Origin of the sequence: Paenibacillus profundus (assembly GCF_021369635.1) — a bacterium.
GTDB classification, from domain to species: domain Bacteria; phylum Bacillota; class Bacilli; order Paenibacillales; family Paenibacillaceae; genus Paenibacillus_B; species Paenibacillus_B profundus.
Genome location: NZ_JAJNBZ010000004.1, coordinates 1 through 22578 on the forward strand (window position 1 = coordinate 1; position 22578 = coordinate 22578).

A 22578-nucleotide genomic window follows, 5' to 3' on the forward strand; every position below is an offset into this window, starting at 1 on the left:
CTCCCCATACACAGGTTTTATTATTTCACCTGTCTACCGTAAGGGGAGCATATCAAAGTCATCAAAGATGACGAGGGGATAGCCCTTTCTTCTTTTTGACATACCGGATAATCATCTTGCGCATGTCGTGAACGTGGCGATTGATCGTCTGGATGACCAGGACCCTTTCTATACCCATGGCGTAGCGGAATATCGCTTCATTGTCTTCAAGCCGACGAAAGCCGTCGAAGGGCTGCACAGCCGTCTGTTTTCAAATTAATACGGAACAAAACCCGGCGGTCCTCATTCTGCCGGGTTTTGCTTTTTGCTTCGTTATATTAGTTTCGCCTACCGTCAATCAGCGTTACGAAAAACAACCAGAACTCGCATTTTTGTGCTGTGTTCCACCAACGATATTTTTCCTTGTTTTAAAGGGTTCCTTATACGATTATAAAGAGGCAGATTCGCGTTTTTTCATCATTGACAGTCTATCGGAAACCCTCTATGATTAACATCAAACAACATGAATTAACAAGAATCCACAACAATACACAGAAGGAGCTGGCTCGATGTCTTTGTCCTATGAGGAGCGCAAAGTAGACATCCTTGCGACGCTGGACCGAACCGAACGCGTCCAAGTGCAGTCGCTGGCGGATCAACTCCAAGTGTCCACCGAAACGATTCGCCGTGACTTGGATCGGCTCGAGAAAGAGGGCAAGCTCAAGAAGGTATACGGTGGGGCCATCAAGGCTCGCATGGAGGCATGGGAGGCGCCTTTTGTTCAACGTACGAACATGCTTGCCGCAGAGAAGCGGGCTATTGGCCGATATGCTTCGTCCCTGATTGGCCAGGGCGAGACAATTATGGTCGACAACGGAACGACAACGATCGAGCTCATCCGTCATTTGCAGGATCGGCCAGACGTGACGATGATCACCCATTCCATTCCCGTCATGCTGCTGGCGCTTGAACTATTCCGCGGCAAGATAATATTCGCCGGAGGGGAGATCGACGGCCGCTCGCAGACTGCGTCTGGCACGCTCACGGAACAGATGCTGCAGCAGTTCACCGTGCACAAGGCATTCATCTCTGTCGGCGGCGTGTCGCTTGTTGAAGGCACCACCGATTATGAATTGAACGAGGCGAGCCTCTCCCAGCGGATGATGGAACGGGCTGAAGAGGCTATCGTGCTGGCCGATCATACGAAGTTCGGCAAGACGACCTTTGCCCGTATTGCGCCGTTGGAAGAGGTGTCTAGGATCATTACGGACGAAGGCTGTTCTCCGGAATGGATACGGCAAATCAGCGAGCTTGGCGTTCAGGTCATCGTTGCGGCCGAAGATGGTCGCAGCGGGCAGGGTTAATCCTTTGTTACACCGTGATCAAGCGTGCTTCCGGGCCGGATAAGCTTCTTAATGCCCGGGCAGCCGCATAAGCTAGAAACCATGTGAACTTTATAAGGATGATGAATATGATGACGGACATGATAGCCATACACCCCGAAGTATGGCAAATCGATTATTGGGAATTAACGATTCGCGTGATCATTGCGGTAGCGCTCGGCGGCGCGATCGGGCTGGAACGCGAGCTGGGCGAGCATGCGGCCGGTTTCCGCACGCATATTCTCGTCTGTCTCGGCTCGGCATTGATTATGATGCTCTCCAGCTATGGCTTCTCGGCATTCATCTATGAGACGAACGTCCGGATGGACCCGGCACGCCTTGCGGCTCAAGTCATCAGCGGCATCGGCTTCTTGGGAGCAGGCACGATTCTGCGGACCGGGATGACTGTGTCAGGGCTGACGACGGCAGCCTCACTATGGGTAGTAGCCGCCATCGGCCTCGCTGTAGGGGCAGGCTTCTATTACGGCGCCATCTTGACCGCATTCACCGCTTTCTTCAGTCTGTTCATGCTGAATAAGCTCGAGAAAAAGTTCGCGCGCTTCACGAAGTCTTCGCAGACCCGGCATCTTGCCCTCGTCGTGCATGATGCGCCGAGCCATATTGGTACGGTGCTGCAACTCCTTAAGGAGCAGGGGCTAACCGTATGCGACATGGCAGTCGAGCCTCTTGATTCGTGGAATGGAACTGGAGATGGATTGCAGTCGAATACGGATGTCGGCGCATTGGATATGGAATGCGTCTTGCTTCAATTGACATTGAAGTCCCGGGCTTGGCATGTCGAGACATTGCTCGGGGAGCTGTTATCTTTGCCATGCGTCAAATCCATCAAGCATTTCGCCCTAGAAGACTTGGTGATTGAACGAGGGAAATGGAGCTTGAGCGATCTGTTCGGCGGCGAAAAGCGTCCGGGACGTGACGTGGACACGAAACTATAAAAATAATTATAAACAATTTTAAAAAAAGTTTTAAAAGAGGTTGTTAAACTCAATCGTAGATCACCTTTATATAAGAAGAACCAAACCCCAATTGCCACGCTCGTCTATGTTCAAAAGGTTCAATGTGAACACCTTTAAATAAGAACACCCCGTGCAAGGATCCTTCAATGGTGTCCTCACACGGGGCTTTTTGTCATCATTCGGCGTATTTCTCGGGAAATAACGCTTCCTCGCCATGTTCGCGTCGAAAGAACTCGTTACGCGTCATAACGTTTTGCACGATACACAATGATGCATAATAGGACAGAGGCAACCGCCCAGATGCAAGTAACGCCGATATGGCTCCAAATATCAGTCAAGCTGCCGCCATTCCAGAGGATGTCGCAAGCTGCCGCCATTTGTTCCGTCGGCAAGTAGCCAATAGCGACGTTAACGGCTTCGCTGTTCAGCAACGCGCCGAACATCGGTCCCATGAGGAAGATGAGCAGGAGCGGCATGCCGAGGAATGACGTTTCCATTGACGTGCGGGACATCAATCCGATTAAGGTGCCGAGCGCCAAATACATGACGATGTTCGGGATGAGCAGGAGTAAGAAAGACACTAGGTTGATGCTCGGTGTATTGGCAATCAAGATGGACAGGATGACTGCACTTACTGTCATAATGGCCGAGATGGCGCTCTTGCCGAGCAGCACTTCTATCGGCTTGGCCGGAGAGAGCATGAGTACGCGCAGCGTATGCTTCTCTTTCTCTTCGGCAACCATCATCGCCTGCACGAAAGCTCCGGTAATGCTTAGGGCCATGTTCATAGGCATTGTGAGGACGGAAGCCCCCACACTCTGTTCGCTACGGAACAAGAAAGCAAATATGACAGGAATTGCGGCAGTTAACAGCAGCACCGGGTTTTTGGAAGAATCCTTCCACTCCTTTTGAATAATGGCCGAAACACGTTTCATTGCAAGTGTCATTTTAATATGCCCCCTGTTACTTTGATGAAAATATCACTTAAGGTCGGTTCGTTCGAATGAATCGCCACCATTTTGCCGGTCGTCATCCAGTCGTAAATACGGCGTGCGCCTTCGTCATCGCGCTGCACCGAATAGGTGCCCTCGGTAGTCGTTACCGTTATTGTCGAATCCGCATATTTTAAGCGCAGCCTTTGCGGTGTGTCCATTGCAGCGATATGACCTTGATGGAGGAAAGCAACCTGATGACAGAGCGATTCGGCTTCTTCCATATCGTGTGTCGTGAGGAAGATGGTCGTCCCAGCACGGTTTAGAGCTTTCAGCGCATCATGAATATGTCTTGTGTTGGTAGGGTCCAGAGCCGATGTCGGTTCATCCAGGAACAAAATGTCCGGATTATGCAGCAGAGCTCTTGCCAGTGTAACCCGCTGCTTCATACCCTTGGAGAGTGTCTTGACTGTTGTCTGCCGTTCATTAGCGAGATTGACCTGCTCCAATACTTCCTTTGCGCGGCTCGATGGAACATTGTAAAGCTTGCAGAATAGCTCCAAATTGTCTTGAATCGACAGCCGGTCGTACAAGGTGCTGTTATCGGTTAGAATCCCGATTCGCGACAAGTGGCGATGACGTTCGACTTCGTTCATCTTTGCAATGTCAACGCCGAATACGCGGGCCGTTCCGGTAGTTGGAAGCATTTGACCAGACAGAATTTTCACCGTCGTCGTTTTACCGGAGCCGCTCGGCCCGAGAAAGCCGTATATTTCTCCGCGTTGTATTGTAAAGTCGATTTGTCTCAAGGCCTGTTTGTTGCCGAACGCCTTCGTTAAAGCCTGCACTTCAATGATTGGTTCCATGTCACGTTACCTCGCTTTATATAAATGGTTATGATGAGTGTCGTACTCTGTGTCGTCTGCCTGCAAGCTGCGAACGGTAAGCGTTGTTTGCAGCTTGCCTTTTGACATCCTCATCATATCCCGAATGCCCGGGAGACGCCTTATAAAGGCGGCAACTAGCGCACTCTGGAGGGTGAATGGAACACTTCACGGGGTGAGTGGAGCAAGTGGGTTCAACTAATTCCCATGATGGTTTTCATCTCTTCGTACTTATTCTTTGATAACGGCACCGTGCTTTTCTTCTCATCATCCAGCACCAAGCTATAGCTGTTGCGGGACCAAATGATGACTTCACGCACCCGCTGCAGGTTGACCAGGTAGGAGCGATGACAGCGGAAGAAGCCGAACGGCTTTAGTTTCTTTTCCAATTCCGTCAGAGTCATCGAGCAAGGATACATGCCGGAATGAACGTGCAGCTGTGACGTGCCATCCTGACTCTCGATGAAATTCATTTCAAGCGGGTCGATGAGCACGATTTTGTCTTCCACACGTGCTGGAATTTTATCGAACGAGAGCTGTGGATACCAGCGTTGTCCGGGTGTATCGGCATCGTCCTCCAGCGCCGAATCCGATGAGATCTCGTCAGCGTTGCCCGGATCCTCGTTCCGCGCGGCGGAAGCCTCTGCTGCCTGAGCTGCTGACACTGCTGGATCATAAAGCGTTTCTTCGCTGTCTGGAGCTGTTACATCTATGTCGTAGACAGTATTCGGTTCCTCCGGTTCCATAATGGCTGCGTCGTTCTGGTCCTCCGTGCCGTCGGCTTCCTCCTCGAGCAATACGGGCTTGAAGCCGGACGGGGTCCAGCGAATGACATCATCCGTCATCGTTAACGCGCTTTCTAACGACGGTACCGTCATGAAGATGGAGACACCCTCCCCGCACATCGACTGAATCCATTGACGCAGCAAATAGCTGCTCTCCAAGTCCATCTGGAATTCAGGATCTTCAAGGACGATCAGTTCGGGGCGATGAACAGCAGCCCGAGCCAGATGGAATCGCCGCTGCTCCGATACCGAGCATTTGTCGAGCGGAGTATGCTGCTGTTCTTGCAGTCCGACCAGTTGCAGCAGCTGGTCCACCCGCGATTTGTTGAACGAGCCGTACAGCTTCATATAGAAAATGAGCGCTTCTCGTGCAGAAAGCCGCTCATGAATGGCGTCTATTTGCCTTATCCAGCCGATACGGGAAGTTGCAGAGGCAGCGGACAGAGGCTGGCCGCCCCATGTCGCTCGTCCAGCAGAGAGCTTCGATCTGTCCATTAACACATCTATAATTAGCGAGCCGGTTATATGATTGCATTGAACTGCCAGGCATTGGCCGGGCCGTATCGTTAAGCTAAGTGATTCTAATAATGTTGAATTTCCTTTCGTTACGTACAGTTTGTCTAAAATAAGACCGTCCGAATCCGAGGCGGGCTTCAAGGTCATGGAGAACACTCCGTTTCTTTATAATCAAAGATTGTGTAATAAATATCATTTATTATCATAGATCGAGATGATGGAGTTGAGTAGTCTGTTGTCGTGGAAAAGAAGCTTGTAAAAGCAGGGGAGAGAGTAAATGTTCGTGTTTTATACATATTAACTAAGGTTAGAAACTGGATTCCGCCTGTTTTTAATGTTTAATCACGAACATTAGGCTGATAAACTGTTGACATGTTCGGTAGAATTCGATACAATATCCATGTCGCCAGCAAAGCGACTGCAAGGAGCGATTGGACTCTTATTTGTTTATCCTGTTCGTATATCCCTGGAGATAAGGTCTGGGGGTCTCTACCAGGAGCCGTAAATTCCTGACTACGATGGGTGTGCTTTTGCATACCTGAACGTAACAGGATATTTTTTTGCCCGCATCATTGTGGGCCCTGGAACAGAGACGAATCAGACCAAGACAACGCGCATATCGAGGAGGAACCAATGAGCAAATATGATGTAATTGTCGTTGGCGCAGGACCGGCTGGAATTTTTACATGCTATGAACTGACGTTGAAGGCTCCCCATTTGAAAGTGATGCTGGTGGATAAAGGACATGATATTTACCGCCGCAGCTGCCCAATATTGGAGGAGAAGATTCAAATGTGCCCGCCGGCTGCCGGCAAGAAGGAATTTGCGGGCTGCCTTCCGGCGTGTTCTATCACGAACGGGTTCGGTGGTGCCGGAGCTTACAGTGACGGCAAATTTAACGTTACAACCGAGTTCGGGGGATGGATGACCGATTATTTGCCGCCCTCGCACGTGTTGGACTTGATTAAATATGTAGATGGCATCAATTTGGAACATGGTGCGACACCAGAAATTACAGACCCAACGACTGAGACCGTTCGCCGCATTGAGCAGCAAGGTTACGCAGCTGGGCTGAAGCTTCTGCGGGCGCAGGTGCGCCATCTGGGTACCGAGCAGAACTTGGAAATTATGAAATCGATATATGAATATTTGCGCCCGCGCATTGATATGGTGTACAAGGCGGAAGTGGCCGACATCGTCACCGTCAAGCAGGACGGCCGCCATGTGGTGACAGGCATCGAGATGAAGAATGGAGACACCCATGAGGCTGCTCAGGTCGTAATCGTCCCCGGACGTGACGGTTCGGCGTGGCTGACGGAAATCTTGAAGAAGCGCCGCCTGAAGATGTTCAACAACCAAGTGGATGTCGGCGTGCGCGTGGAGACATCCGATGTTGTTATGCGTGAAATTAATGAGCATTTATATGAAGGGAAATTCATATTCAATACGTCCGTTGGGACACAGGTCCGCACCTTTTGCAGTAATCCGTCAGGACACGTCGTGGTGGAGAATCATAGCGGCATTATGTGTGCGAATGGCCATTCCTTCAAAGACCCGAAGCTCGGCTCCGCCAATACGAACTTCGCGCTGCTCGTCTCGCATAAGTTCACGGAGCCGTTCGACAAGCCGAACGAATACGCGCGCGAGATCTGCAAGCGGGCGAATGATCTGTCCAACGGGGGCGTCATTGTACAGAAATTCGGCGACATTATGCGCGGACGCCGTTCCACGGACAACCGCATCAAGGAAGGCTTCCTTGAGCCGACCTTGAGAGAAGCGGTTCCGGGTGATTTGGGCCTCGTCTTGCCATACAACACGATGAAAAGTTTGGTGGAGATGGTGGAGGCGCTGGATAAAGTAACGCCAGGCATCGCTTCGGAACATACGCTGTTCTATGGGGTGGAGGCGAAGTTCTATTCTGCCCGGCCGAAGCTGGACCAGACGTTTGAATCGGAAATCGCGGGGCTATATTGTGGTGGAGACGGTGCGGGAACGACCCGCGGACTGGCGCAAGCCGGGGCGGCAGGCGTTCATATCGCCCGCAGTATTATGGAGAAGCGCGAAGGAACCTTCATCTAATATAGGCAACAAAGTACGTTCAACAGGCTTGCAGGCGTTATACGCTCGCAGGCCTATTCGGTATGGGGAGCAACGTTGCGACTTGTGAATAAAATGGTACATCTTTGAAGCAATCTTTGTGATAAATTGCACAACATCGTCTGAAACACTTCGTTACAATGAACTTGCAACCGGAACTTCTCATGCACATGATGCTCGAAAAAGAGAGGAACGGCTGCAGATTTTCTTGACATGACAGAATCAGGCATATCGGTATTGGTGTACAGGGGGGATTCATATGGCTGGCTATTTAAAGCCGCAGCAGATTGCAGAGGCGACGGTGGAGACCGGTGTTGTGAAAGCGAGAAATCCGCTCTCGGCGATGATTATCCTTGGATTTCTTGCCGGAGCGTTCATTGCGCTCGGGTACTTGCTATATATTCGTGTAACCGCAGATGCGCCTCAAGAATGGGGCAGCATCAACAGCTTAATCGGAGCGTCATTGTTCCCGGTGGGGCTCATTCTCGTTCTGCTTGGAGGCGGGGAACTGCTGACAGGCAACATGATGGCAGTGCCATTGGCACGTATGAAGGGCCGCATTTCTACGGGTGAAATGATGCGCAACCTGATCGTCATTACACTGAGCAACTTTGTAGGGGCGCTGTTCGTTGCGTATTTCTTCGGGCATATCGTCGGTCTGACGGCATCTGGGGTTTACTTGGAAAAGACGGTGGCTGTGGCGGGGCATAAGCTGCACGACAGCTTCCTGCAAGCATTCATATCCGGTATTGGCTGCAACTGGCTTGTTGCGCTGGCAGTCTGGCTATCTTACGGGGCCAAGAGCTTCAGCGGCAAAATTATGGGGATATGGTTCCCGACCATGACATTCGTTGCCATCGGATTTCAGCACGTTGTGGCTAATATGTTCGTCATTCCAGCGGCCATATTCGAAGGCCACTATAGCTGGGGAGACTATTTCGTGAACTTCGTTCCGGTCTGGCTTGGCAATTTAGCTGGCGGCGTCATCTTCGTGGCTGGAGCTTATTATATGACCTACTTGCGGAACGTTCCCGAGAAAGAAACAGCTGTGAAGACGCAAGCTGTGCCAGCGCAGTCAGGCGCTTCCACATCTGCGGGGGCATCGACGGCAGGGGCGAGCATAAGCTAATTCTGTTTATATTAAAAAACTGACATATGAACCAAGCCCTTATACGGCTTGGTTTTTTCGGTATCTCGCCTTAGAGTGTCACGTTACCCTTCCCGAAGAAGGTATGCCTGTTCCGTCCCTTGCCTTGCCTCACTCTCCCATTGATTCAGAAAGGCAGCATGCCCTTCCCTTTGAAACGAAAACATGATATCGGGCTTCCGTGCTATGGCCCTTATGTTCATTCTCCCATACAGTCAGGAGGGATAACGTCGAGGATAAGGCACATTCCGTTGCGTATCCTGCCATATACCGACCGCTCATGATGGCAGTTAACTAGAGTGGTCACAGGACGTGTCGCTTTCTGATGGAAGGGGAGAATGGAGCAAAGGGGCGGGTGAAGTGAATCACCGTCAGTTAGAACGCGCACTGTACGACGGAACATTGCGATCATGATGAAGAGTCAATGCCCTACTACTCGACAGACGGTGCGCGTGTCTGTATATGCCCCGGTTGAGCGAGCTGGGAAATGTGCTAGAATAGGCAGTGGTTCGTGTTAAAAGAATGAACTTTGCAGCAACAGGAAGGTGAGCCATTACTATTCTCTGTCTGTAAATGATCACATATAGTACAATAATACAGTGGCTCGATTAGCTGTGGGCGGCATACTAAGCTGTAACCGTTTCCGCAACGGACGTATTGCTCACGGCGTGCCGCAGGAGGCGCAGCCGTTCCGGCTCGGGCATCGCGCGCAACATGTAGAAAAAGGCTATCAGGATATGAAATGATGACCACTTGGAGGGAACTGGCATGAAACTGAACATGCAAGGCAACATCGACGATTTGACACAAGGGGTGGTTGAACTTCAGCGACTGTTAGGTATTGAACTAGCGGAGGACGGCATTGCTGTGCACGTGGAGCGTGGGGACGGTCCTCTCACAGTCAAGCTTTCACAAGGGCAAGGTGTGATCCGCTATCAAGACAAGATTCACTTCTTCCGTGCGCTTGGGCTCTTTGTAGAGCAGGCGCGTGCGCAGGCGGAATTTAGCATAACGGAACATCCTCAATTTACTTATAACGGAACGATGATCGACGCTTCGCGTAACGCTGTTCCGAATGTGCATATGATGAAAGAAATGATGCGTTCCATGGCTCTGATGGGCTTGAATGGCGTCATGCTCTATACCGAAGATACGTATGAAGTACCAGAACGTCCATATTTTGGTTACATGCGGGGCCGCTATACCGCCGAAGAATTGTACGACATCGATCAGTATGCTGCACAGTTCGGCATCGAGATCGTTCCATGCATACAGACGCTGGGCCATCTGGCGCAAGCGCTGAAGTGGGATTACGCGGATGAATTGCGCGATACGGAGGACGTGCTGCTCGCCGGTTCCGAGGAGACGTATCGATTTATCGAAGATATGATCGTGGCTGTTACGAAGCCGCTTCGTTCCAAGCGCATTCATATCGGTATGGACGAAGCCTTCGGACTTGGCCTCGGCCGCTATCTGTTCAAGAATGGCTTCCGCGAGCGGTTTGACATTATGAACGAGCATTTGAACCGTGTCATGGACATTACGCGCAAGCATGGTCTGGAGCCGATGATGTGGAGCGATATGTACTTCCATTTGTTGATGAACAATGGAGGGCATTATTACGATCTCGACATTGATTTCTCAGCGGAAGTGGTAGAGAAAATTCCGAAGGGCGTACAGTTCGTCTACTGGGATTATTATCACGATGACCAAGGCTTTTATGAGGAATTCATTGAGAAGCATCGCAAATTCGGTTCTGATCCGGTATTTGCGGGCGGCGTCTGGGTATGGGGCAGCATGAGTCCGAACTACGGCAAGACGTGGCAAAATACGAATCCGGCGCTCATGGCTTGCAAGTCGAAGGGGATTAAGGAAGTATTCGCTACGGCTTGGGGCGATAACGGTCAAGAAACGAACCACATGACGATTTTGCTTGGCTTGCAATTGTTCGCGGAGCACGGTTATACGGCAGGCGAAGTGGATGAAGCGAAGATGAAGGAACGCTTCAAGCTGTGTACGGGGCAGGACTTCGACGATTACTGGCAGCTGACGTATCTGGACGAGACGCCGGGTGTAACGAAGAACAACATGCACGGCTCGAACGGCTCCAAGTTCTTGCTGTGGCAGGATACGCTTATCGGCTTGTTCGATAAGCATATTGAAGGCGAGCTGGAGACCGCGCTGCCGGAGCATTATGCGAAGCTGGCGCAGCGGCTTGCGGATGCGCGCGGGAAGGCGACCGGAGACCACGTGCACGTGTTCGACCTGTACGCGAAGCTCGCCGAGACGCTCGCCGCGAAGGCGGCGAGCGGTCTGCGAGTGACGCGCGCTTATCAAGGCGGCGACACAGCGGAGCTGCGCCGTATCGCGGAGGATGTGCTGCCGCGCATTCGCGCGCTTGTCGACACGACTCGCAAGGCGCACCGCAGCTTGTGGATGGCGACGAGCAAGCCGTTCGGCTGGGAAGTGCTCGACATTCGCTACGGCGGCGTGCTTGCCCGCCTGCAATCGGCGGAAGACCGCCTCATCGATTATGTCGAAGGCCGGACTGACCGCCTGGAAGAGCTGGAGGCGGAGCGTTTGCCGTTCTATTCGAACGATCCGGTCGGGGAGCATCGCGTTTCCCATTCGCCGTTTTTCCACCGTATAACGACGGGAGCGGTGTTATCCGCCACTTAATAACTTGATGATTGCACGGGATGAGACTCGATGATATATGTTTCACCGAGTCTCATTTTACTGGAAATGGCAATCTGTGATACTTCTACATACCGAAAGAAGGAATCTCGTCATGTTTATTTACGGATTAATGCTCGTCATTGCTTCTGCCTTTGCACATGCTACATGGAATATGTTCGCGAAGCGCAGCATCCATAAGGAATCCTTTTTATTTTGTCTGCACGGTTTGGCTGCCATTTTGTTTATGCCGTTCTTTATTCATGATATATACGTGATGGAATGGACTTGGCCAACCGGATTGCTGCTCTTATCTTCTCTATTCCTGCAAGGGATTTATTTATGGCTTGTCTCCAAAGCGTATCAGTATGGCGATCTATCTAAGGTCTATCCGATGATGCGGGGGACAGCAGCCCTTATCGTGCCTATCGTCAGTGTATTTATGTACAGCGAGAGCCTGTCTCTCGTGGGATGGATCGGATGGGGGTTCATCGTCGGCGGATTGTTCGCGTTAAGCGGGATGTTCTCCTCGAAGGAGCCGCGAGACAGACGATGGTGGCTCACCTTGGCCGTAACGACTTCCGTCGGGCTGTGTACCGCAGGCTATACGCTTACAGACAAGACGGTCGTGGAATTCTTCAGCCCGCTCGGTCTTATCCAAATTTCTAACTTTGGCGCGCTTCTCTTTCTGGCTCCATCCATCGTCCGAACGAAGCAGCTGCGTCAGGAATGGCGCGTCAATTGGCGCACCATTGTGCTTGGCACCATTTTATCACCAGGCTCGTACCTATTGTTCCTGTATGCAATGACGTTGGCGCCGCTCGCTCATCTGGCTCCGATTCGTGAATTCAGCATTGTCATTGGGACATTGCTTGGCATATTTGTCTTGAAAGAACAGCAGGGGCGGACGAGGATCGTGACGTCGGCTGTCGTAGCGGCCGGTATGGCCTTAATTAGTATTTGGGGATAGGGGAGAAGGGAACGAAATTCAATGCAAAGCATGGCGAAGCTGCTTCTCGGGCAGGTATCGGACCGTTATGGAGGTTTGATGCTGATGCTAGTGTTAGCGGTCACACTGTTGACAGTCCATTCGGATCCGCTTGGAACCTTACTGCTGCCGCTTCCGAGCGCAAGCCGTGGGCGGGCGCATATCCGCTCGAGCCGGGTGGAGACGGCTTCACTGTGCTTGCCTGGGTGCGCGCCGAGCCGGGCAGCCAGGCGGCGGTTACTGCGGATTTGGTGTGGGACCAGGCGACGTAGGCCGCCTAGAGCACAAGCTGGGATAGAATGAAGCCTATAACAACCGCGACCGAGGTCGCGACGAGCCCAGGCAGCATAAAGCTATGATTGAATAAAAAGCGCCCGATTCGTGTCGTTCCCGTTCGATCGAAATGAATGGCCGCAATGACCGTCGGATAGTTCGGGATGAAGAAATAACCGTTCACCGCCGGAAACATCGCTATGAGCGCAGGGGCAGGCAAGCCTAAAGCGATGCCGAGCGGCATTAAGCCGCGCACCGTTGCCGCCTGACTGTTCAGTAGAATGGACATGGCGAACAAGGCGAAGGCGAACAGCCATGGAGCCGCAGTGACGGCATCATGGATCGATCCTTGCAGCACGTCCATATTCCCTTTAAAGAACGTATCGCCCATCCATGCAATACCGAATATGCTGATAACAGCCTGCATGCCAGCGACGAACACACCGCCTTTCACTACACTGCCGGCTGGTATGCGGGTGATGAGCAGAATGACGGCAGACGTAGAGAGCATGACCATTTCGACGACTTGGGGCATGCCCAGCGTATGCATGAGTCCTTCCGCATCTGTCCAAGCAGGACGCAGGGACGGAACGGAACCGAATAGGACGACGAGGACGACGCCCAGCAAGAACAGCACGACCGAAGCAACTGCTCCTCGGCTCAACCCGGGATTTGCACTGGACACTTCTTGCCCGCCAGCATCATGCCCGTCACGAACGCCAATTGGCGGCACGCTTCCTTCTGTGACGCGACGGCGAAATTCCTCGTCGTCAGCGAGAGGCTTGCCGTACCGGGTCATAATTAATGCGGCAACTAAGCAGCCAATGAACGTTGCGGGAATGCTCACCAGCAATATATCAAATAGATGGTATCCTTGATCGGACAGGAGCGATAGCAGAGCGACGGTCGCTGCCGAGATCGGACTTGCGGTAATGGCTTGCTGGGAGGCGATGACCGCGATGGACATTGGCCGTTCCGGCCGCACTCCCGATTGGCGGGATACCTCGGCAATGACCGGCATAACGGAGTATGCCACATGTCCGGTTCCGGCGCAGATCGTGAACAAGTACGTGACGAGCGGCGCCATGAACGTGATGTGCTGCGGATTGCGCCGCAGCGCCCGTTCGGCAAGGCGCACGAGCACGTCCATCCCTCCGGCCGCTTGCATAGTAGAGGCTGCCGTGATGACGGCAGCAATCATCAGCATCACGTCAATGGGTGGAGCGGTCGGTTCCAACCCGAAGCCGAAGGTGAGTACAGAGAGACCAAGTCCTCCCATGACACCCAGGCCAATTCCACCGAGTCTGGATCCGACGTATAAGGCAATGATGACAATAAATAGCTGTAACCAGAACATGGATAACATCCTTCCAACATCTTCATATTGTGCAAAAAGACAGAAGTGCCCGCTATCGCTGGCAGCCTGCATGGAGCAGGAGATGCCGCGATAGCGGGCGCTTTGATTGTTGATGCAACACGGATTGTGCAGGTTCAAAAGGGTGACTTTTTGAACAACCTTTAATTAACAATCTTATATTTATCGTTCGTCAATTCGAAAATTTTCTTGATGCCGGAGGTGCAGTACACGTCATGCTCCGTCGTAATAAAAATCGCTTCCACATCGGGATCGGATTCGACGAATTTCATTCCTTCCTCCAAGCCGAGGGCAAAGGTGGAGGTGGAGAGCGCATCCGCGTCCGTCGAGCTAGTCGTAACAATCGTCACACTGCTCAAATGATTCTCGATAGGATAGCCAGTATCGGGATCAAGAATGTGATGATAGTGTTTCCCGTTCTCGACAAAATAACGCTCGTATACGCCAGAAGTGACGATTGTCTTGTCCTTCACCTTCATTTTGCCGATTTGATTGCCTCGGGTAGTGTCCGGGTCCTGCACGCCGATGGTCCAATCGGTGCCCCCAGGCTTCTCACCGACGGCGTAGATGTTGCCCCCCAAGTCGACAATCGCGCTTGGAAAGCCAGATTCGCGCAAATAGTCGGCAATACGGTCGGCTGCATATCCTTTACCGATACTGCCCATGTCCAGTTCCATTCCTGCTCGGTTCAGCTTGATTTCACGTTTGTCCGCATTGAGCGTCACATCTTGATAGCCGACCAGTTGCAGCTTTTCCTTCAATACGTTTGGATCCGGTACTTTGGCATTCTCGTGTCCAATGTTCCATAAATCCACTATCGGGCCGACCGTCGGATCGAAGCGGCCCTTCGTCCGTTCGGCATAATCGATAGACTTCGCCACTACGTCGAACGTTTCTTGCGATACTTGAACCGCCTCTTTGCCGGCAGCGCTGCGTATTTTAGCAAGCTCGCTCGTGTCTTTCGTTCGGTTCATGCTTGCGTCGATTTCATTTAGTATGGATTCAATATCTTTGAATTGTTTGTCTCCGGCACGCTCATCATATATCTTGACGGTAACGATGGTATCGAAGATGAAGTACGACTGTTGTTTAATGGAAGATTTGCTGCCAGCCGTACCGGATTCCGTCTTGGAGCCGGAAGCGCTGTTGTCTTTGCCGCCATTTCCGCATCCGCTAATAATGAGAGCGAAGGCAGCAAGCAGAAGGAGCGCGCTGCGCAGTAAACCGCGTGAACGATGTGTCATAGGCCATTCCTCCAACATTTTTAAGCTTAAAGTGGTCTTATGCAAGCATCTTATTATAGCAGTTCCCATAAAAGTTGCAAATCAAGCACATCATACATGGAGCGAAGAAAGCTCTTTTTATATCCTTTGTTCACGGTTCCGCCAAGTAACGAACATTGAACCTTCCTTCACGAAGAGGTATAATGACATATAGTTTCAAAATTAAAATGAATCCCGAGGAGTCAACAAACATGAAACGTGGAGACCTGATCCTCATCGGTGTAATTGTCATCGCGGCGCTGGCGTTTATCGTGCCGAAGTGGCTGTTTCAGAACGAAAGTGAAAATTTGCACAATTCAAAGGTGGTCGCCCATATATCCGTAGATGGCGAGCCCTATAAAAAAGTTGAATTGACACAGGAAGAGCAAATTATTAAAGTGGACACCGATCACGGCTTCAACATCCTGAAAGTTCACGATTACGGCATTGAAATGTTCGATGCTGATTGCCCGGACAAAGTATGTCTATCCTTCGGCTTCGTATCGCGACCGAACGATACGATTGTATGTCTGCCCCATCGCGTGCTCGTGGAGCTGTTCAGCGAAGGAGATGGCGGTGAGGAGAGTGACATCGATGCCGTCGTTCAATAAATCGGGGGGCTCACGCCTGCCGAACCAATCGGAAGCGTTGAAGAAAGCGGTCATTATAGCTATCTTCAGCGCTGTTGCTGTCGTGCTCGGATTCGTTGAAGCGATGCTCCCGGTACAGACGATTCTCCCTATTCCCGGAGCGAAGCTGGGGCTTGCCAACGTGATGATTTTGGCATGCTTGTACTTTTTGAACGGACGCGATGCGCTAATGCTCGTCGTTCTGAAGACGCTCCTCATGACATTAATGCTCGGCACATTCTCCGCTTTCTTATTCAGCTTTCTGGGATCGCTGTTCAGCTTTATCGTCATGTATGCCATCCTGAAGATAGGCCGCGACAGCGTGAGCTTAATCGGTATCAGCGTTGTCGGCGGGGCTGCCCACAATGCAGGTCAATTGACGGCGGCGTATATCGTCTTCGGTACGGCTAATATATTTTACTATTTGCCTGCTTTGCTCATTACCGGGGTCGTTACGGGGATTTTTATCGGCATTGCCGTAAAATACATCGTTGCCGCGCTGGAGAAGCTGCCGCTGTTCGACACTTGGACTCCTCAAGTCGACGCATCCGCAGCAGACGGCAAGCGCAGAACGCTCTCCGTGGAGCAGGAGCCAGTTCAAGCAGCGCAGCCGCATCAGGCTGTACCCGCACCTGCGCATACGCAGCAATCTGCGTCCCATCCGTCTCTGGAATCGTCGGCCGCGCACGATTTAAATCCGGGCGATGCCATCGTAATGAAGGACGTGCATTTTCAATACGGAGGCAAGCAGAAATTGTTCTCAGGCATATCGCTGCATATACCGCATGGACAATGGGTATCCATCGTCGGTCCGAATGGTTCGGGCAAATCGACGCTCATTAAGCTGTTGAACGGTTTGTTTATGCCGTATGCTGGGCATATTTATGTGAATGGGCTGCACCTTGATGATAGCAGCGTAGGTGAGATTCGCCGACGCGTCGGTTTTTTGTTCCAAAATCCGGATAATCAATTTTTTGCAACGACAGTGAAGGACGATATTGCATTCGGCATGGAGAACCGCTGCGTCTCCCGGGAAGAGATGGAGCGGCAGATTGCAGAGGTTGCCGCTGAGTTCCGTGTTGACCAATGGCTGGAACGCCATCCGGCAGAGCTGTCTGGCGGCCAGAAGCAGCGGGTGGCCATTGCAGGAATTATGGTGCTGCGGCCCGATATTATTATTTTCGACGAAGCTACCTCGATGCTCGACGAACGTTCCAAGCGGGAGCTAACGGCGCAATTGCAGCAGATGCATGCGTCGAGCCGTTACACCATTATTTCTGTCACACACGATGCGGAGGAAATTCTAGCTTCGGACCGTGCCATTGTGTTGAAAGAGGGACAGATTGCGGCCGATATGCGGCCTTCCGAATTGTTCCATAAAGAAGAACTAATGCGGGAATGCCGCCTGCAGCCTCCGTTTACGTTGGCATTGTCTCAAGCGCTGCAAGCGCGCGGCATCGGCGTGGCGGATACGAATGATGAAAGAGAGCTGGTGAATTCGCTATGGCCATTGTGCGAGCAGAACGGTTAACGTTTCACTACCCTAGACAGGGGCCATCTGCGCCTCTGGCGCTGAACGGACTGGATCTGACGCTGGAAGCGGGGCAATTCATTGCCGTGCTCGGTTCGACTGGCTCCGGAAAGTCTACGCTTTTGCAGCATTTTAACGGTATATTGCAGCCCGTCTCTGGCTCGCTGCAAATACTTGAATATACGTTTGTCGGCGGGGAGAAACAGAAGGGCCTAAAATCGCTGCGGCAGCGAGTCGGACTCGTATTTCAATTTCCCGAGCATCAATTGTTTGAAGAGACGGTGGAGCGCGATCTGAAGTTCGGTCCGCTCCAATTCGGGCAGAGTGAGGAGGAGGCTGCCGCTTCGGCCCGCAAGGCGCTGAGGCAAGTCGGCTTGGATGACGCGCTTCTGCAAGCGAGTCCCTTCGAACTGAGCGGCGGGCAAATTCGTAAAATAGCGATTGCCACCGTGTTGTCTTCCAACCCGGAAGTGGTCGTATTGGATGAGCCGACGGCTACGTTGGATCCGGTGAGCCGGACGGAGCTGATTCAGCTGCTTCACCGCTTATGCAGGGAAGAGGGCAAGACGATCGTCATGGTTACGCATCGTCTGGATGAGGTGTTTGCTTATGCGGATACGTTCGTGCTGATGAAGGAAGGGACGGTGACGTTCCAAGGCACGCGATCTGAATTGATGAGTCAGCCGGAGCAACTGGAAGCGGCGGGCATCGTCATTCCGAGCACGCTGCGCTTTGCCGCTCTCGTAATGGAGAGGACAGGCGCTGCGTGGGAAGAACTGCCGTACGATATCGAGGCATGGGCGGACTGGATTGCAGCCCGGCTCAAAGACATCCAGAATGACTATGATGGCGAGAACGGGAAGGAGGATCAGCTATGCAAGCCAAAATGATGATCGGCCGCTATGTCGCTGCCGACTCCTGGATTCATCGGCTCGATCCGCGTGCGAAGCTCATTGCGATGGTAATCTATCTGGTTGCAGTTATTTTAGCCGAGCAATTCACGGAGCTTGCCGCACTAACCGTATTCGCGCTCCTCATTATGATGAGCTCGCGCATTTCGCTGTACCGCTATTTTCGCGCGTCACGACCGCTATGGTTCATTATGGCCTTTATGTTTATTTTCTACATGCTGTTCGATAAGAGCGGAAATTCACTTGTGAATGTAGCCGGACTGAACATTACGACCGGCGGGGTGACCTATGGCGCGTATGCGGTATGGCGTATGGCGCTGCTCGTTACTTTTACAGCAATATTAACATTCACGACGACTCCGGTAGATTTGAATCTCGGATTGGAACGCGTATTCAAGCCTATCAAATACGCAGGCGGGTCGCCGCAGCAATGGTCGATGATGATCGGCATCTCGTTACGCTTCATTCCTACCATTTTTGAAGAGGCGGACAAGGTGATGAAGGCGCAGGCGTCTCGCGGGGCAGATGCTCAAGATCTATCCTTTACCCAAAAAGGAAAAATGGTCATGACGCTCATGGTGCCGGTCATTGTGAGTGCGTTTCGGCGTGCAGAGGAGCTCGTGCAAGCGATGGAGGCGCGGGGCTATGTTTTGAACGCTCCCCGTACTTCACTTAGGAAGCTAGCGTGGAGTGGAGCGGATCATGCATTTATGGCTTTGTTTATCGCGATGCTGCTGCTTGTAATGTGGTGGTAAGAGCCTAAAACGTGAATTTTTTTCAACAATAGTGTTTGGAACAGCACATTTTTGGTCATAAATTGTGAAAATAATCACAAGTTTAGTTTAAAATATGATATAATTTTTGTGAGGAAATTGCTGCTGCATGCTGCAAAATAAACACAATATAAGCTTGGGGGAGAGCGACTGTGGCTAGATATTTTAACGGAAAAGAAATTGAACTGTTGGCTCCGGCCGGAACATTTGATATTTTCAAAGCGGTCATTGATTCGAATTGCGACGCGGTATACTTCGGGGGACCGAGCCTCAATATGAGAATGATGCGCAAAGGCTATAACTTATCGTACGACGAAGTACGTGAAGCAATTAACATGACGCATGAACGCGGCAAACGCGCGTACGTGACCGTGAACAACCTGATGAACGAAGAGGACCTGGACGAAGCAAAGCGCTATTTGTCGTTTTTGAACGATATTGGTCCGGACGCGATCATTGCACAAGATTTAGCCGTATTCCCACTCATCCAAGATATGAAATTAACGAATGTGCCCATCCATTCCTCCGTCATGATGAACGTTCACAATCTGGATATGATTGAAGCGCTCAAGCAAATGGGCGTCACGCGGGTCGTCGCTTCGCGCGAGATGGATCTGCATACAGCCGAGCTGCTGCATGCGAAGACGGGCATGGAGTTTGAATATTTTGTGCATGGCGATATGTGTACGGTGCATGGGGCGAACTGCTTGTACAGCTCGATGCTGTACGGCAACAGCGCCAACCGCGGCCGCTGCATGAAGCCATGCCGCTGGGACTACCGCGTGAAGAAGGACGGCAACGTATATCCGACCGAATATCCGCTGGCGGCGAAAGATATGTACATGTATGAGCATATTCCTGAACTGATTAAGTCAGGCATTACCTCCTTCAAGCTCGAAGGACGGATGCGCGATCAGGAATTTCTGCTTATGATTACTAACAGCTATGGCGACGCAATTGACCGGTATATTGCCGACCCAATCGGTTATGACCGCATGGAGAACAGTGAGACGCTGCACGAGAATCGTAAGCGTGATTTCTCTACTGCCTATGCGTTCGGCAAGCCGGGAATTGATTATATTAACACCCGTTATGAGGGTACAGGCAAGTTCTACAGCACAGGGAAAGTATTCAGCACGCCTACGGCGGAGCGCGAAGTGAAGCTGGAACGGTTGGAGCAGGTGCGTGACACCATTGCGGAAAGCCGCAAGCCTGAAACAGCGGATGTGCGTCCTCAGCTGTCCGTACACGTCAACAATTTGGAACAAGCGAAGGCAGCTGTGGAAGAGGGAGTCGATACGGTATATGTAACCGGTGATGTATTCCAGCCAGATCGGCCGTTTACCCGGAATGATCTCGAAGCGTTGACCTCGATGAAGGGCGCTTCGCAGATCGTTCTCGGCATGCCGCGGATGATGAACGAAATGCATATGGAACAATACAATCACTTGCTGCGCAATGGCAGCTATGGTCTGGATGGATTGCTCGTGACCAATATCGGCGCGATGCACAAATTCCGCGACTTGGGACTGCCGATGATTGGCGATTTTAACTTGAACGTCTTCAATCATATGTCGGCAGAGCTCTATCACAACCATTTCGGCATGGAGCGGGTGCATTCTTCGCTGGAGCTTCCATTGGACGATTTCTCGAACCTGCTGAAGCAATCGAAGGTGCCGGTAGAAGTTATCGTGCATGGCTCGCCGATCGTGATGTATTTGGAGCTTGATTTGTACGAGAACGCGGAAGTGATGGACCCGATTATGCAGGAAGACAACAAGCATGTCGACAATCAGTACCTTGTGCTGCTGACAGATAAAGGGGAAAATCCAGTCTACCGCGATTGGAACGGCCGCAATCACTTGGCTCTGGCGAAGGAGCTGTGCTATATGCCGTTCCTGAAGGAACTGCATGAAGCAGGCGTGAACCATTTCCGGATTGAAGGCAAGACATACACGACCGAACAGCTGCGTGACATCATTCGGATGTACCGGACCGCTATTCAAGACTTGTCGCACTGCGGAGAACTGTACCGTGAGATGAAGCCGGTATATGCCGGTTATACGCTCGGATCGCTGCAGTTCGGACAAGCGCTGGCCTTGGAACCAGCCAGAGTATAAACGAAGGAAGGGGTGGATGAAAGGTGATAGACACTGGAAAAGATAAAGAGAACGGTTATATCGGACCGGAGGGCGTCATCGTGAAGCGGAAGCAATATTTCTTCCCGTGTACGCATCATTTTTATAGCAATCCGCCGCAAATCGTGCGCGGTTCCATGCAATATTTGTTCGACGATACGGGAAAACAGTATGTGGACTTTTTTGCCGGCGTATCGGTTGTAGCTTGCGGGCACTGCAATCCCCGCATTACGGATGCGACAATCAAGCAGCTGCAGACGTTGCAGCATACGACTACCATCTATTTGACCCAACCGATGGCAGACTTGGCGGAACGGCTCGCGAACGGGATTCTGCCTGGAAATCTGAAGCGGACCTTCTTCTGCAACAGCGGCTCAGAAGCGAATGAGGGCGCGATGCTGCTGGCCAGATTGCATACGAAGTGCCGTGACTTCATCGCCTTGGAGCAAGGCTTGCATGGACGCACCTTCTTGACGATGGGCGTGACGGGCATTCCGATGTGGCGTTCCGACGATCACCTTGATCAGGGCGTAACCTTCATCCCGCGTCCGTATGATCCGACGACCGATGACGAGACGGCTGCGCGCCGTTCGATTGAGGCATTGAAGCGAGTGCTCGCAGAGAAGGGCGACACGATTGCGGCCATGATCGTAGAGCCAATTCAAGGGAACGGCGGCATGATCGCGCCTCCGGATTGGTACTTCCGCGAAGTGAAGGCATTGCTGGAGCAATATGGCGTCCTCCTCATCGCCGACGAGATTCAGACCGGGTTCGGCCGTACGGGAAGCATGTTCGCCATGAGCCATTACGGCGTCGTGCCGGACATCATGTCCATGGCGAAAGCGCTCGGCAACGGAATACCTATCGGTGCCTTCGCCACGACCGATGAGATCGCGGCCAGCTTCAACCGCGCATCTGCATCGACGTTCGGGGGCAATCCAGTATCGTCAGTGACTGCGCTCGCCGTATTGGACTATATTGAGCAGGAAGGCTTGGTGGAACGAGCAGAGCGTCTAGGCGGCTTATTGAAGACGGGACTGCAAAAGCTCCAAGCGAAGCACAGAATGATCGCCGACGTGCGCGGAAAGGGCATGATGCTTGGTGCCGAGCTGTGCGGTGCAGATGATGGTGAGAGCGCGGCATTGACGGACCGCGTGCTTGAAGCGATGAAGGATCGGGGCTTCATTATCGGGAAGAATGGTGTGGGCCGCAACGTGCTCGCATTTCAGCCGCCGATCGTCATGACGGAAGAAAATATCAAGTCGATGCTGACCGAGCTGGATGACGTGCTGGCTGGCATTTAGGCCGGCGTTCAGCCGTAAG

General features: G+C 52.0%; 19 protein-coding genes and 1 riboswitch. Of the genes, 14 read left to right on the top strand and 5 right to left on the bottom strand.

Features of this window, described 5'->3' with window-relative positions:
- The first annotated feature begins 133 nt into the window (after positions 1-133).
- From LQV63_RS31335 to LQV63_RS07370, 3 genes are all read left to right on the top strand, one after another.
- On the top strand, positions 134-259 hold the full coding sequence (locus LQV63_RS31335) for a hypothetical protein (protein WP_267933942.1): 126 nt from the start codon (positions 134-136) through the stop codon (positions 257-259).
- Positions 260-548: 289 nt separating this feature from the next.
- A complete protein-coding gene (locus tag LQV63_RS07365; RefSeq protein WP_233696221.1) occupies positions 549-1343 on the top strand; it encodes a DeoR/GlpR family DNA-binding transcription regulator in 795 nt (264 codons plus the stop codon).
- A gap of 107 nt (positions 1344-1450) precedes the next feature.
- Complete coding sequence (locus LQV63_RS07370; RefSeq protein ID WP_019420392.1) at positions 1451-2317, top strand: MgtC/SapB family protein; 867 nt, start codon at positions 1451-1453, stop codon at positions 2315-2317.
- 257 nt (positions 2318-2574) lie between these two features.
- Here the strand turns inward: LQV63_RS07370 and LQV63_RS07375 are convergent, their stop codons facing one another.
- The 3 genes from LQV63_RS07375 to LQV63_RS07385 form a co-directional block, all read right to left on the bottom strand.
- Positions 2575-3285: an ABC transporter permease gene (locus LQV63_RS07375; protein WP_233696222.1), complete on the bottom strand. Its 711-nt coding sequence runs from the start codon at positions 3283-3285 to the stop codon at positions 2575-2577.
- On the bottom strand, positions 3282-4136 hold the full coding sequence (locus LQV63_RS07380) for an ABC transporter ATP-binding protein (RefSeq protein ID WP_019420394.1): 855 nt from the start codon (positions 4134-4136) through the stop codon (positions 3282-3284). Before LQV63_RS07380 ends, LQV63_RS07375 begins: the two co-directional genes overlap by 4 nt.
- A 212-nt stretch (positions 4137-4348) precedes the next feature.
- Entirely contained in the window at positions 4349-5602 is a 1254-nt protein-coding gene (locus LQV63_RS07385; RefSeq protein ID WP_233696223.1) for a LytTR family transcriptional regulator DNA-binding domain-containing protein, read from the bottom strand.
- Positions 5603-5891: 289 nt separating this feature from the next.
- Positions 5892-5991, top strand: a riboswitch (purine riboswitch).
- 97 nt (positions 5992-6088) lie between these two features.
- On the opposite strand from LQV63_RS07385, the gene LQV63_RS07390 reads away from it, so the two are divergent.
- The 5 genes from LQV63_RS07390 to LQV63_RS07410 all read left to right on the top strand — a co-directional run bounded on the left by LQV63_RS07390 (position 6089) and on the right by LQV63_RS07410 (position 12635).
- Entirely contained in the window at positions 6089-7534 is a 1446-nt protein-coding gene (locus LQV63_RS07390) for an NAD(P)/FAD-dependent oxidoreductase (protein WP_019420396.1), read from the top strand.
- 277 nt (positions 7535-7811) lie between these two features.
- Positions 7812-8681 (top strand): formate/nitrite transporter family protein, encoded by an 870-nt coding sequence (locus tag LQV63_RS07395; protein ID WP_233696224.1) that lies wholly within the window; start codon positions 7812-7814, stop codon positions 8679-8681.
- Positions 8682-9467: 786 nt separating this feature from the next.
- Positions 9468-11378 carry a beta-N-acetylhexosaminidase gene (locus tag LQV63_RS07400; RefSeq protein ID WP_233696225.1) on the top strand — a complete coding sequence of 637 codons (1911 nt, stop codon included), beginning with the start codon at positions 9468-9470 and terminating at the stop codon, positions 11376-11378.
- A 112-nt stretch (positions 11379-11490) separates the two neighbouring features.
- Entirely contained in the window at positions 11491-12345 is an 855-nt protein-coding gene (locus LQV63_RS07405; protein WP_233696226.1) for a DMT family transporter, read from the top strand.
- Complete coding sequence (locus LQV63_RS07410) at positions 12336-12635, top strand: hypothetical protein (RefSeq protein WP_233696227.1); 300 nt, start codon at positions 12336-12338, stop codon at positions 12633-12635. Before LQV63_RS07405 ends, LQV63_RS07410 begins: the two co-directional genes overlap by 10 nt.
- Before the next feature lie 5 nt (positions 12636-12640).
- Here the strand turns inward: LQV63_RS07410 and LQV63_RS07415 are convergent, their stop codons facing one another.
- Positions 12641-13993, bottom strand: a complete 1353-nt coding sequence (locus tag LQV63_RS07415) for an anaerobic C4-dicarboxylate transporter family protein (RefSeq protein WP_233696228.1) — start codon at positions 13991-13993, stop codon at positions 12641-12643.
- Positions 13994-14154: 161 nt separating this feature from the next.
- A complete protein-coding gene (locus LQV63_RS07420) occupies positions 14155-15255 on the bottom strand; it encodes an FAD:protein FMN transferase (RefSeq protein ID WP_233696229.1) in 1101 nt (366 codons plus the stop codon).
- Between the two features lie 230 nt (positions 15256-15485).
- Here LQV63_RS07420 and LQV63_RS07425 point away from each other — a divergent pair, with 230 nt between their 5' ends.
- The 6 genes from LQV63_RS07425 (at position 15486) to LQV63_RS07450 (ending at position 22559) form a co-directional block, all read left to right on the top strand.
- On the top strand, positions 15486-15884 hold the full coding sequence (locus LQV63_RS07425) for a NusG domain II-containing protein (RefSeq protein ID WP_019420404.1): 399 nt from the start codon (positions 15486-15488) through the stop codon (positions 15882-15884).
- Positions 15868-17433, top strand: coding sequence for an energy-coupling factor transporter ATPase (locus LQV63_RS07430; RefSeq protein WP_233696230.1), 1566 nt, complete (start codon positions 15868-15870; stop codon positions 17431-17433). The genes LQV63_RS07425 and LQV63_RS07430 overlap by 17 nt, the downstream gene beginning before the upstream one ends.
- Entirely contained in the window at positions 17406-18323 is a 918-nt protein-coding gene (locus LQV63_RS07435) for an ATP-binding cassette domain-containing protein (protein WP_233696231.1), read from the top strand. Before LQV63_RS07430 ends, LQV63_RS07435 begins: the two co-directional genes overlap by 28 nt.
- Positions 18308-19099, top strand: a complete 792-nt coding sequence (locus LQV63_RS07440) for an energy-coupling factor transporter transmembrane component T family protein (RefSeq protein ID WP_233696232.1) — start codon at positions 18308-18310, stop codon at positions 19097-19099. The genes LQV63_RS07435 and LQV63_RS07440 overlap by 16 nt, the downstream gene beginning before the upstream one ends.
- A gap of 170 nt (positions 19100-19269) precedes the next feature.
- Entirely contained in the window at positions 19270-21237 is a 1968-nt protein-coding gene (locus tag LQV63_RS07445) for a peptidase U32 family protein (protein ID WP_233696233.1), read from the top strand.
- A 23-nt stretch (positions 21238-21260) separates the two neighbouring features.
- On the top strand, positions 21261-22559 hold the full coding sequence (locus tag LQV63_RS07450) for an aspartate aminotransferase family protein (RefSeq protein WP_233696234.1): 1299 nt from the start codon (positions 21261-21263) through the stop codon (positions 22557-22559).
- Positions 22560-22578 lie beyond the last annotated feature (19 nt).